This window comes from Enterobacter cloacae complex sp. 2021EL-01169 (genome assembly GCF_020733125.1).
In the GTDB taxonomy this organism is placed as follows: Bacteria; Pseudomonadota; Gammaproteobacteria; order Enterobacterales; family Enterobacteriaceae; genus Enterobacter; species Enterobacter roggenkampii.
In genome coordinates, this window is sequence record NZ_JAJFTC010000002.1 from 851,072 (window position 1) to 863,598 (window position 12,527).

Sequence of the window (12,527 nt, forward strand, 5' to 3'; positions counted from 1 at the left end):
GAACTCCTTATTTCACAAAACGATCGGTCACGTACTGGCTGTAATCCGCCGCTACTGCGGGCACTTTACCCTGCTCCTTCAGGAAGGTGGCGGTATCCACAATCGCTTTGTTAACCGGCCCGGTCAGCTGCTGCACCTGCTGCGCGGGGGTCAGATAGGTATTGCCCTTCACCAGCCCCGGCACGTCCGCTTCCGGCACGCCGCTCAGGCGGGAGAGTTTCTCCAGGTTGGCGGGCTGCTTCAGCCATTCATCCGGGTTACTGATGTACGGCTGCTGGGCGTCAATCGCGCTTTTCGCGAAGGCTTTCACCACCTCAGGATGTTTCTCGGCGAAGTCTTTGCGCACGACCCACACGTCGAGGGTTGGCGCGCCCCACTGGCCCACTTTTTCGGAGTCGGTCAGCACGGTGCCGTCTTTTTCCAGCTCGTTCACCGCAGGCGCCCACACATAGGCCCCGTCAATGTCGCCGCGCTGCCAGGCCGCGATAATCGCCGGCGGCTGCAGGTTGATGATTTGAACCTGACCCGGCTTGATGCCCCAGTGTTTCAGCGCCGCCAGCAGGCTGTAGTGGGTGGTGGAGATAAACGGCACGGCGATGCGTTTGCCGATCAGGTCTTCCGGTTTGGTGATGTTTTTCTTCACCACCAGCGCTTCAGAGTTACCGAGCTGCGAGGCGAGCAGGAACACCTCAATCGGCACCTGCTGGCTGGCCGCAACCGCCAGCGGGCTGGAGCCGATATTGCCGATCTGCACGTCGCCGGAGGCTAACGCACGCACTACGGACGCGCCGCTGTCGAACTTGCGCCATTCAACTTTCGCGCCGCTCTCTTTGGCAAAGGTGTTATCCGCCTGCGCGACTTTCGCCGGTTCCGCAGAAGTTTGATACGCGACGGTGACGTCCACCGCCTGCGCCTGAAATGCCCACAGCGCCAGTGCGCCGAGTAGTGTGATTCGCGATGAAATTGCCATAGTGCCTGCTCCCCTCGTTGTTATGAGGGCAGTATTTCCAACGCGGGAATTTTGATAAAGGAATAAAAATGAATCGCTCATAACGATTCGTTTTTAGATAAAAAATGGGAAAGGATAGTTGGTTTTGTGCGGTTGTTTTATGCCGGGTGGCGCTGCGCTTACCCGGCCTACACATTGTGCGATCCGTAGGCCGGGTAAGGCGCAGCCGCCACCCGGCAAAAAACTCAGCGCTTCGCGTTAAGCTCAGCAATATCCTTCGGCGTGGTGCGACAGCAGCCACCAATCAGCTTCGCTCCGGCGTCCAGCCACTGGGGCAGATACCCCGCCAGCGTCTCACACGCTTCGCCGTGGTGGTGCCAGGTTTTGGTCACCGCATCATAATGCTCGCCTGAGTTCGGGTAGACCACCAGCGGCAGCGACGTCAGGCTCTGTAGGTGCTTCAGCGCCGCCGTGGTATTTTCCAGCGCGATGCAGTTAATGCCCAGCGCGACGACATGCGGAGAGTCGGCCAGCACGCTGACCACGTCACGCAGCGGCGTGCCGTCGCTCAGGTGCTCGCTGTCCCGCAGGGTAAAGGAGAACCACGCCCGGGCGCGGGGATACCCGGCCAGAAGGGCCGCCAGCGCCTTAATCTCGGCAAAAGACGGCAGCGTTTCGCAGGCCAGCAGGTCAGCGCCCGCGTCCAGCAGCGCTTCCACGCGCGGGCGGTGGAAGGCCGTAAACGCCTCAGCGCTGCGCACGTAGTCACCGCGATACTCTGAGCCATCCGCCAGATAGGCACCATACGGCCCAACGGAGCCCGCCACAAGCAGCGTGCCCGCATGCGGATTTTCAGCCAGATACGCTTCACGCGCCTTACGCGCCAGCTCCACGCTTCTGCCAATCAGCGTTCGGGACTGCGCCTCGTCCAGGCCGCGGGCCGCAAAGCCCGCAGGCGTGGCCTGGTAACTGGCGGTGATCGCCACCTGTGCCCCCGCGCGGTAGTAATCAAGGTGCACTTCCCGGATAAGCTCAGGGTTTTCCATCAGCACTTTGGCAGACCAGAGGCTGTCTGCCAGGTTACAGCCGCGCGCTTCCAGCTCCGTCGCCATCGCGCCATCCAGCACCACAAACGGCTGCTTTTCAAGGAGGGCGGTAAGCGGATTATTCTGCGACATGTTCAGGCTCCTGCGATGTCATATTTCGGGTCAAGTAGTAGGCACCATAACACAGGGCGACAAACGGGATCCCGCAATAAAGGGCAATGCGCTGGCTTGGGTCAAACCACAGGCCGACACAGGCCACCACGCAGAGGATAAAACCGAGCACCGGCACCAGCGGATACCACGGCGCGCGGTACTGCAGCGCAGAGAGCGGCTGGCCGGACTGCAGATGGCGACGACGGAAGACGAAGTGCGACGAACAGATGCTGATCCAGACGGCCACCACCGCAAAGCCAGAAATCGCCGAGAGCGCGACAAACACCGTGTCAGGCGCCACGACGCTTGAGAACAGCGCCAGCACGCCGCCGAGCATAGAAACCGACAGCGCCGTCAGCGGCACGCCGTTTTTGTTCACGCGGGCAAAGCAGCGCGGGAGCGTTTTCTCATTAGAGAGCGACCACAGCATGCGCCCGGAGGCGTACAGCCCGGAGTTCGCCGCCGAAAGGATCGCCGTCAGGATCACGAAGTTAAAAATATCCGCCGCGTAAGGAATACCGACCTTTTCAAACACCAGCACGAACGGGCTCTTTTCCACGCCCGCCTGCTGCATCGGGATCAGCGCCGCCAGCACAAACACGGTGCCGATAAAGAAGATGATCAGGCGCGCAATGGTGGTGCGGATCGCCACCGGGATGACCTTGTGAGGGTTTTCCGTTTCCCCTGCGGCGATACCGATGAGTTCGGTCCCGGAGAAGGCAAAGTTCACCGCCACCATGGTCATCAGGATCGGCAGGCCGCCGTGCGGGAACCAGCCCTCGGCGGTGATGTTGCTTAAGCCCGGCGCGGGGGAACCGTCCTGCATCGGGATAAAGCCAAAGACCGCCGCGCCGCCAAGAATAATAAAGGCGATGATGGTGATGACCTTCACCAGGGAGAACCAGAACTCACCTTCCGCAAAGAAGCGCGTGGAAATGACGTTCAGGCCAAAAATCACCACGCAGAAGACCACGCACCACGCCCAGACGGGCACCTGCGGGAACCAGTACTGCATGCAGAAGCCCGCGGCGGTAAAGCTCGAACCGAGCGCCACCGTCCAGGTGAGCCAGTAGAGCCACGCCACGGTGTAGCCCGTCGCCGGGCCAAGATAACGCGCGGCATAGACGTGGAACGCGCCGGTTTCCGGCATCGCCACGGAGAGTTCGCCCAGACACTGCATCACCAGCCAGACCACCAGCGCACCTATGAGGTACGCCAGCAGCGTGCCCGCCGCCCCGGTCGTGGAAATGATGTAGCCGGTATTGAAGAATAACCCTGTCCCAATCACGCCACCCAGCGAGAGCATGATCAGGTGGCGTGTTTTCATGGTGCGCTTAAGCTGCCCATTTTCTTGTTGTGTTTGCATATTACCTTCTATACGTATGGACATCTAAACATCCAAAGAAGGTGTGTTATACCGCGATTGTTAATAAAAAGCTAGATGACCAGACGCAAACGGGCGCGCCGCGCGCTGAGTCTGGGGTGGGTTGTGAGGATGACATAGAGAATCGGACGCCAGGCCATAAGCACCTCCGCAAGCAGATACTTACAGCATGGTGCGGGAAAAGGCGATCTTCGGTCAGTCGAAAGTGGTATCCGTAAAGCGCGAAGTCATACCGTAACACTGCCCGCAGGACGGGTAAGGCGCAGCCGCCACCCGGTGCAAGGTTGGTAATTCTCACAATCGGTTCTATAGTCGTCACAGTTTCTTAGTAACCAGGACTGACTGATGCGCTTTAACGGACTGACTAAAGGTTTCTTTATTTTCATTCTCGCCCTTGTGACCTGGGCCTTCTTCGACGTGCTGTCGCCCTACTTCTCCGCGATACTGTGGGCCGCCATTCTGACCGTTATCTTCAATCCGGTAAAAAACAAGCTTCGCGCCGCGCTGGGGGATCGCAACGGGCTGGCCTCGCTGTTGACCATCGGTATTATCTGCCTGATCGTCTTTATTCCGCTGATGGTGATCCTCTCCTCGCTCGCCATTGAGCTGAACGTGGTTTACACCAAACTGCAGGAGAACAATACCCAGTTCCCGGAAGTGGTGGCGAGCATCTTCAACCACCTGCCTGACTGGGCCAGCGGCTTCCTGGCGGATCACAACCTGACCAACGCGGCGCAGATCCAGAAAAAACTCTCCGACGTCGCGCTGCAGGGCGGACAGTATCTGGCGGGTAGCGCGTTCCTGATCGGCAAAGGCACCTTTGGCTTTGCGATTAGCTTCGGCATCATGCTGTATCTGCTGTTCTTCCTGCTGAAAGACGGCCCGTATCTGGTACGCCAGATCCTCGACTCCCTGCCCCTGTCCGATTTTGCCAAGCAGCATCTGTTCGCCAAATTCGTCGGCGTGTCGCGCGCCACGGTAAAAGGGACGGCGGCGGTGGCCGTGGTTCAGGGCATCCTCGGCGGGATTGCCTTTGCCATTGCCGGTATCGACGGCAGCGTGCTCTGGGGAGCATTGATGGCTTTCCTCTCGCTGGTGCCCGCCATCGGCTCGGCGATTGTCTGGGTGCCTGCCGCTATCTTCCTGTTCGCCACGCACCAGATCTGGCAGGGGCTGTTTATTGTCGGCTTCTTCGTGATCGTCGTCGGGCTGGTGGATAACATCCTGCGCCCGCTGCTGGTGGGGAAAGACACCAAAATGCCGGACTATCTGATTCTGATCTCCACCCTCGGCGGCATGGAGCTGTACGGCATTAACGGCTTTGTGATTGGGCCGCTCATCGCCGCGCTGTTTATCGCCTGCTGGAACCTCTTCTCCGGACGCGATCACGAAGGTAACGCCGAAGAGCTGGACGCGGATTTCATCGAAGAAGGAAAAAATCCTCCAGATTTGTAAGGACGTGACGATAAAGACCACACCAGGCGGCGCCGTGCCGCCTTTTTTTTCGCCTTAAATCAGACGTTTTCTATAATTTGAAGAACGCCATCCTACTCATGTCGTAAAAGGATCATCTGGTGCGAATCGCGACGATAACAAACTGGGCCTATGGGGCCACGGTCTGCCTGACCATCGCCTCCGGCATCATCATGCTGATGGCGTCCAGTGCGGATACCCTCGAGCGTCAGGCCGTTGAACAACGGCAGAAATTTGATCAGCTGACGGAAGATATCGAAACCGATATCTGGGCGCAGTCTGATTTAGCGCGGCTGTACGCCATTAAAAAAGATCCTCAGGTGCTCAAGGAATATAACCAGGCAGAAAACAGCCTGAAGCGCATCGAGCTTCGGCTGGAAAAGCTGCAGGATAACGGCGCATCGGATGAAGAACTGGCCCTGCTGCATGAAGGAATAAAGATCGTCGATGAGCTGCAGGACGAGCAGCAAACCGCCCTCGAAAGCCTGGAACGCGGTGAAGACGCCCAGGCCGTAGCCTTGCTCTATGGTCAGCCCTATGAGCAGGAGCTTGAGCGCGCGCAGAATCAGCTCGATCACTTCCGCCAGATACTCGACAAGCGCGTCATCGCCGCCGTTCAGGAGGCGACAAAAAAATCGAAAGCGCTGCGTACCGCCTCTGAGCTGACGGTCGGCATGACCGCCCTGCTGTTCCTGTTTGTGCTCGGCTTTATATTAAAACGCCGCGTGCTGCGCCCCGTGGTCCGCCTGAGCGACGTGGTGCACCGCCTGGCATCCCAGGATTACGCGGTTGAAACGCCCAATTTCAACCAGATTGATGAGATAGGCGATATGGCTCAGGCCATCAGCATCTTCCGTGAAAACGGCCTGGCGCGGCAGCGTCTGGAAAAAGAGCGCGATGCCGACTGGGCCATCCGCGAGCTGCTGGCGCGCATGACCCAGCGGCTGCAGGGGTGTGAGAACTTTAACGATGTGATTAACGTGGCGGAGCTGTTTGCCCCCAATATCGCGCCGGGGATCGCGGGCCGGCTCTACGTCCTTGACCGCGAGCCGTGGCAGATGCGCTGCGTCGCGCAATGGCTTTCGCCGGTGGGTGAAGAGACGACGTTCCACCCGGACGAGTGCTGGGCCGTGCGTCGCGGGCAGAGTCACCCGCCGGTGAACGGCGAGCCGGATATTGCCTGCTACCATCTTCCGGCATCCCAGGCGGAAAGCGCGCTTTGCGTGCCGCTTATCGCTCAGGGTGAGGCCATTGGCCTGCTCTCCTTCCAGAATATCACGGCGGATAATGCCCCTTCCCGCGCGTATCTGGAGCTGATGGCCGAGGCGCTCGGGCTGGCGCTGGCCAACCAGCGTCTGCGCGACGCGTTGCTGGAAAAAGCGTTGTTTGACCCGCTCACCGGCCTGCGTAATCGTCATCATCTGGAAGATACCCTGCAAACCCAAACGGCACAGGCGATACGCACTGGCGTACCGTTAAGCTGCATGATGATTGATATCGACCACTTCAAGAGCATTAACGACCGTTTCGGCCATGAAGCGGGCGATCTGGTGATCAAAAGCGTGGCGTCAATTGTTCAGCGGGCCGCACATGACAACGGGCTGGCATTCCGCTACGGGGGCGAGGAGTTTCTGGTGCTGCTTTCCGGTGCCGATGAAGCAGAAGCGTACGCCTGCGCGCAGAAGATTTACACCGGCGTGCATGAGCTGTCGCTTCGCTACGGGTTGACCGAGATTGGGCCGGTGGACGTGTCGATTGGCATTGCCAGCTATCCACAACATGCCCAGACCGACAACCTGCTGCGCGCTGCGGATGTGGCGCTATACCGGGCAAAAGAGCTGGGACGCGCGCGGATTGTGAGTTTTGGGATGCTGGAGGCGGGCTGAGGCTGATTCTCGCGCCCTGACTTTCCCCGGTTCAGGCGCGCGTGATAGCCCAGAGCACCACAATCCCCAGGGCATTGCTCCGCTTTTCCACATACAGGGTGGTATCGGAATAAACGTTACCCTGCGGGTTACAGATGCGGATCTCCTTCTTTAATTCCGGCTCGTAGACTTCCGCACCCGAGCAGGTGTGGCGGGTACTGGACTCATACCGGTAAGGTTTGCTCCAGGCCGAATAGTCCCCCTCCAGCAGCCAGGCCGTTGTGAAGACCGCGAACATGGCAACCGGCAGGCTGCAAATAAAGAAGCCGAGGTAGATTTTGACCGCGTCAGCAAGGCGCTTACCTTTCAGTCTCCCCTTTCTGATGAAATAGACCATCGGCACCAGCGCCAGCAGCAACGCCCCACAGGCAAGGTACTGCTCCCCGCGGATCGAAAGGTATGTCACGCGGTAAATGTTGACTGACCAGACCACAAAAGCCGATATCAGTGCTATCCCGCCCGCGATGAGAGGGATCCAAAAGGAAAAACGCGCTTTTTTCATGGTGGACTCGTCCTTGTCATTCTTGTCGGGTCAGAAGGCCAATCATTGCCCGGGTGGCTGCTGACTGGCGTCGGTGCGGGGCAAACAGCACGGAGAAAGGCCGCGATCGTCCCCGAAGGTGCGGCAGCACCTCAACTAACTGACCGCGCTCTATTCTGTCGCGAACGATAAATTCATAGCTCTGGCAGATCCCCATCCCCTGCTCCGCCAGCGAAACCACGCCGAGTACATCGTCTGATATTTCGATAGTTGAACCCGGCATCCAGTCAATATCGCGCCCTTCGTCATGAAATACCCAGGGGGCGATACGCCCGGTGCGCGGCATGATAAACGGCAGGCACTGATGGCGCTGCAGCTCTTCCAGCGTCTGAGGCTTTCCTCTCCGGTGCAGGTAGTCCGGGGAGGCGACCAGAAGCAATGCCGCGTCTTCCAGCTTACGCGCCACAAGTCCACTGTCAGGCAACTGTCCCAGACGGATCGCCAGATCGAACCCCTCTGCGATCAGGTCAACATTGCGATTAGTAATGTTCAGCTCCACCTGTACGCGTGGGTAGCGTTGATTATAGTGCGCCAGCAGCGGCGGCAGGCGGTAGTGGGCATAGGTGGTCGGGACACTCATTCTCACGCGCCCGGTCAGATCGCCCTCCTGACCCCGGCCAACGCGTTCGGCGTCATCAAGCAGAGAGAACGCAGAACGCGCCTGCTCAAGATAGACGCGTCCGGCTTCAGTCAGCCCCACACGGCGGGTCGTGCGCTGTAATAGCTGCCGTCCAAGACGCGCTTCCAGACGGGTGACCGCGCGGCTCAGTACCGAAGGGGTGGTTGAAAGGGCAACCGCTGCGCCCGTAAATGAGCCGTGCTCAACCACAGCAATGAAGACTTCAACGTCGCCGAGGTAATCGAATTTCCGGCTCATTTTGCTCTCTCAGGAACAAATGTTTTTCAATTTGGCTAATTTATCTCCCGTTGGGCGATGAGTAAAGTGGCCAGCATTCATCACCTGAACGCGCTACTGGAGCCTGCCAATGTTCAACCGCCCCCTTATTCTGCCCGCCATCGCAATGGCGGCGTTGTTCGCTTTCCCAAGTGTTGTCAACGCGGCGAACCACCCGCCTCTGGAGCGCTGGCGAAGCTACGCCGGTGTGAGCTGGGAAACCGCTCAAGACGGAAAGATACCTGCGACGTTTTCCGGTTCGGTCAATGCCCCTATTGCAGGTATCCACTTTGATGCAATGGACCGGGCCTTTGTCAGCACGCCCCGGCTGATTTCCGCCGCAGCACCCGCCACGTTAAGCATTCTGGATACGACGGCGCAGTCTGGCCCTGCCCGCCTGACGGCGTTTCCCTCCCGCGAGGGGAATGCGGTGAACACCGATCCCGCTCAGAGCCTGCGCAACGTGCTCGGTTTTTATAGTGACCGTAAAAACGGCTGGCTATGGGCGCTGGACATGGGGTTTGTTGCAGGCGAAACAGAGTCCCCCGCGGGGGCGCAGAAACTGGTCGTACTGGATCTCCACTCTGGCCGCATCATCAAACGTATCGCCCTGGACGGCGTAGCGGACCGCAAGGCCAGCTTTCTGAATGATGTGGTGGTCGATGAGAACCGCCGTGTCGCCTATATCTCCGACAGCGGCTCGCGGAGCGCGCCTGAAAACCAGGTGGGACTAATTATCGTTGATTTCGCTACCGGTACGGCCCGGCGCGTGCTCGATCGTCACCCTGCGCTGCAGATTGAGCCAGGCGTTAACGTCGTCTCGCACGGGACTGAAGTCTGGCCTGGTAAACCATTACTGATTGGTATCAATGGCATTGCGCTTTCACCCGATGCGGGCACGCTGTACTGGACAGTGACAACCGGCACGCACGCCTATGCGGTACCGACCGCGATACTGAGGCAGCCTGCGTCAACCAATGCGCAAATTGCCGGGCAGATCCGCGATCTGGGTCGCGTGGGGGGCAACACCGACGGAATGGTGACAGATGTAAAAGGTAACCTCTACATTACCGATGTCACACGCAATGGTATCGTCAGATACGATCCTGAAACCCACTCCATGTCGCTGATTGCGGCAAGCGAAGAGGTGCGCTGGCCAGACACGCCGGCAATCCGTCCGAACGGAGACCTGGTATTTACCTCGAGTCGCCTCAATGACCACTTCGCGGGAACCGTTAAACCGGGAGAAGAACGCTATGATTTGTGGCGCTTGCGTCTCGATGCTTTACAAAAATAAGGGCAAGTAAACCAGGAGACCTGCATATATGGGCTCATAATTTCGCACGTTCTTATTTCCTTAAAGGCTGAACGTGATGTCTTCCCCCTGCTCAGAAAGAAGTGGTTAACATTGCGCTCCTGGAAATTCCGTGAGGCGCGTTTTACTTCGCGCTTCACCGAAGTAACGCACGTTTGCACAACGTAGACTGGGTCTCCTTTAATCAGAGGATGATAAAATGAAAACCCAGCAGGTCGATTTTGCTTCTTTATATTTTGGTACACCGGTCGCCATTATCTCCAGCCAAAATCCTGACGGTTCAACCAACCTAAGCCCGGTCTCGTCGTGGTGGATCCTTGACCGGAATATCGTGTTCGGGCTTGGCACCTCCGGAAAGTGTTATGAAAATATCACGGGTAACCCCGAAATTGTTCTGAACATACCGGACAGCAGGCTCTGGCAGAATATTGAAGCTATCGCAAATAAAACGGGAAAAGCATCGCCACCGGAATGGAAGAAAAAGAGGGGATATGTTTTTGAACAGGACAAATTTAGCTGCGGGAATTTCCATAAGGAAAAAGCGGTGACGATTAACTCGTGGAGAATTAAAGAGTGTCCTGTACAAATAGAGGCTCAGGTTTGCGGGATATCGCCCCTGACCGGTTCGCAGGGGAACCTGGTGTCCGTTGATGCCACGATAACCTGCGTCCACATATCTGAGGCATTATTAATTCATACTCAGAGAGGAGTAAAATTTAACGTGGAGAAATGGAACCCCCTCTATTATCTATTTCGCCACTATTTCTCGCTGGGTCACCGACTCGGTCACAACTTCCGCCACGATGAGTAACCCGGTCTATTGCAGCGGAAAGGTTTAAACTTTTCGTGATATTCTTTCTTTACGCCCCTTAGTTCCTATACTCGAGCCATATTCGCCACTGTATTAACACCTGCCACGCGCAATACGTTGCGCATGACAGGTGAAGATATTTTGTTCTGGAAAAACGTCTATGTCGAAACTGGATTTGAGGTCCAAAAAAACCTGGGGCGCGCTGGCAGCGATCGCCGTTGTCGCCGGTACGCTGGCATCTGCTTTTGCATGGACGGCGGGCTGGCTTGGGTCACGCACGGTCAGCCAGGCACTGGTGGGTGAAACACCGAAACCCTTCCCGCCGGGTTTTCGTCGCGCGCATGGAAAAGGCATCTGCTTTGCCGGCACCTTTACGCCAAACGGCTCGGCGGATTCCCTTTCAACCTCCCGCCTCTTCTCGCAGCAGGAAGTGCCCGTGGTGGGCCGGTTTTCTATTGGTACTGGCGATCCGCATGCCCCGGATAGTACGACTAAAACCCTGAGCATGGCGCTGCTGCTGAAGACAGATGACAAGCAACAATGGCGGATGGCGATGAACAACGAGCCTTTCTTCGCCACGCACAGCCCGGAAGGTTTTCTGGCCTTGCGAAAAGCCACGGCTGTTGATGCGGCCACCGGGAAACCGGATCCGCAGCGTCTCAAAGACTTTTTAAAAGCGTACCCGGAGGCGGAGAAATACCTTAAATGGGCGGCACAAAAACCCGCCCCCGGCAGCTTCGCGGGCGCGACGTTTTACAGCATTAACGCCTTTTACCTTGTGAACGCGCAGGGGGAACGTCAAGCCGTTCGCTGGATGATGCGTCCGCACGAGCCTTTCCTGTCGATAAGCGATGAGCAACGGCAGAAAGCCGATGACAACTTCCTGTTCGAAAACCTGCGTCAGCGCCTGGCGCAGAAGCCACTCTACTGGGATTACGTTTTGCAGCTCGCACAGCCGGGCGATCCGGTGGATGACCCTTCCCAGCCATGGCCGGACGATCGCAAAAAGAGGGTGGCCGGTACGCTGGAAGTGACGCGCGTCGAAGCACAATCCACAGGCGCGTGCCGCGACGTTAACTTTGACCCTTCTGTCGTTCCTGCAGGCGTTGCGGTGTCTGACGATCCCATCTTAAACGCCCGCTCCGCGGCCTACTCCCACTCTTTCAGCCGCCGTGAACTGGAAATCGGCTACGGCAAGGCCACCGAAGCCGTGCAAAAGCAGGAGGTAAAATGAGCCCAAATAAAGATAGGCGAGAGCACGCGCCGCAGCATTTCAATACCCTGGCGCGGAGCCTGCACTGGCTGATGGCGGTGATGATCCTGGCCATGCTGTTCATCGGTGCCGCGATGATGACGTCGTTACATCACCGGATTTGGTTAATCGATCTGCACCGGCCGCTGGGTATCGCCATTTTACTGCTGGCACTGGTGCGTCTGGTCAACCGGCTCCTGAGCCGCACGCCCCCACTTCCTGCCGATTTGCCCGTCTGGCAGGTGCTTGCCGCAAAGGCATCACACTGGATGCTGTATGGGTTAATGCTGGCTATGCCGCTGCTGGGCTGGGCGCAGCTGTCGGCAGCGGGCCTGCCGATTGTGATGTTTGATGGCGTCAACCTGCCGGCGATTGTCCCGACCAGTCCAGCACTGTATGCATGGTGTCACGACGCCCATAGCCTTCTGGCAAAATTGCTTTTTGCCGTGGTGCTGGTCCATCTCTCTGCCGCACTGGTTCACGCGTGGATCTACCGGGACGCAGTGTTTGACAGCATAGCGAAAGGGGCAAGTCGGCGTAAGCCATCCGGGAGGACCTGAAGTAAGGCAAGTGGTAGGGGACACGCACAGTCGGAATGTTCGTGTCCTCCCTTGTCATCATCCTGAAACAACGGACACAACCGGAGCACGTATTTGGTCTCCAGATTCGCGCGTCAAAACGCCACGAACACCCCATAATTGTCGTGGAAGATAATATCCCTCAATTAAAGCGATTATTTTTTAATCAACAGAGCATTTATGCCCGCAATTTTAGCTTTTATCA

The 12,527-nt window shown here is 57.7% G+C and carries 11 protein-coding genes; 6 read left to right on the forward strand and 5 right to left on the reverse strand.

Annotated features, from left to right (window positions below; genetic code table 11):
* Nucleotides 1-7 precede the first annotated feature (7 nt).
* From tauA to mmuP, 3 genes are all read right to left on the reverse strand, one after another.
* Nucleotides 8-970, reverse strand: coding sequence for a taurine ABC transporter substrate-binding protein (gene tauA, locus LLF79_RS10450; RefSeq protein WP_021241692.1), 963 nt, complete (start codon nt 968-970; stop codon nt 8-10).
* 224 nt (nt 971-1,194) lie between these two features.
* Complete coding sequence (gene mmuM / locus LLF79_RS10455) at nt 1,195-2,127, reverse strand: homocysteine S-methyltransferase (RefSeq protein WP_025912604.1); 933 nt, start codon at nt 2,125-2,127, stop codon at nt 1,195-1,197.
* Nucleotides 2,114-3,514, reverse strand: a complete 1,401-nt coding sequence (gene mmuP, locus LLF79_RS10460; RefSeq protein WP_227879466.1) for an S-methylmethionine permease — start codon at nt 3,512-3,514, stop codon at nt 2,114-2,116. The genes mmuM and mmuP overlap by 14 nt, the downstream gene beginning before the upstream one ends.
* Nucleotides 3,515-3,877: 363 nt before the next feature.
* Between mmuP and LLF79_RS10465 the strand changes: the two genes are divergently transcribed.
* Together LLF79_RS10465 and LLF79_RS10470 are read left to right on the forward strand one after the other, a co-directional pair.
* Nucleotides 3,878-4,987 carry an AI-2E family transporter gene (locus LLF79_RS10465; RefSeq protein WP_008503245.1) on the forward strand — a complete coding sequence of 370 codons (1,110 nt, stop codon included), beginning with the start codon at nt 3,878-3,880 and terminating at the stop codon, nt 4,985-4,987.
* Nucleotides 4,988-5,106: 119 nt separating this feature from the next.
* On the forward strand, nt 5,107-6,891 hold the full coding sequence (locus LLF79_RS10470; RefSeq protein WP_008503247.1) for a diguanylate cyclase: 1,785 nt from the start codon (nt 5,107-5,109) through the stop codon (nt 6,889-6,891).
* Between the two features lie 31 nt (nt 6,892-6,922).
* On the opposite strand, the gene LLF79_RS10475 is transcribed toward LLF79_RS10470, so the two are convergent.
* Together LLF79_RS10475 and LLF79_RS10480 are read right to left on the reverse strand one after the other, a co-directional pair.
* Nucleotides 6,923-7,432, reverse strand: a complete 510-nt coding sequence (locus tag LLF79_RS10475; protein WP_025912602.1) for a hypothetical protein — start codon at nt 7,430-7,432, stop codon at nt 6,923-6,925.
* 16 nt (nt 7,433-7,448) lie between these two features.
* Nucleotides 7,449-8,348: a LysR family transcriptional regulator gene (locus tag LLF79_RS10480; RefSeq protein WP_008503249.1), complete on the reverse strand. Its 900-nt coding sequence runs from the start codon at nt 8,346-8,348 to the stop codon at nt 7,449-7,451.
* A 109-nt stretch (nt 8,349-8,457) separates the two neighbouring features.
* Between LLF79_RS10480 and LLF79_RS10485 the strand changes: the two genes are divergently transcribed.
* The 4 genes from LLF79_RS10485 to LLF79_RS10500 all read left to right on the forward strand — a co-directional run bounded on the left by LLF79_RS10485 (nt 8,458) and on the right by LLF79_RS10500 (nt 12,304).
* Nucleotides 8,458-9,663: a major royal jelly family protein gene (locus LLF79_RS10485; RefSeq protein ID WP_227879467.1), complete on the forward strand. Its 1,206-nt coding sequence runs from the start codon at nt 8,458-8,460 to the stop codon at nt 9,661-9,663.
* A gap of 217 nt (nt 9,664-9,880) precedes the next feature.
* Entirely contained in the window at nt 9,881-10,492 is a 612-nt protein-coding gene (locus LLF79_RS10490) for a flavin reductase family protein (RefSeq protein WP_045353591.1), read from the forward strand.
* A gap of 160 nt (nt 10,493-10,652) precedes the next feature.
* Nucleotides 10,653-11,726 (forward strand): catalase family peroxidase, encoded by a 1,074-nt coding sequence (locus LLF79_RS10495; protein WP_227879468.1) that lies wholly within the window; start codon nt 10,653-10,655, stop codon nt 11,724-11,726.
* The gene (locus LLF79_RS10500; protein ID WP_227879469.1) at nt 11,723-12,304 is read left to right on the forward strand and encodes a cytochrome b; all 582 of its coding nucleotides are present in this window, start codon (nt 11,723-11,725) and stop codon (nt 12,302-12,304) included. Before LLF79_RS10495 ends, LLF79_RS10500 begins: the two co-directional genes overlap by 4 nt.
* Nucleotides 12,305-12,527: the final 223 nt, after the last annotated feature.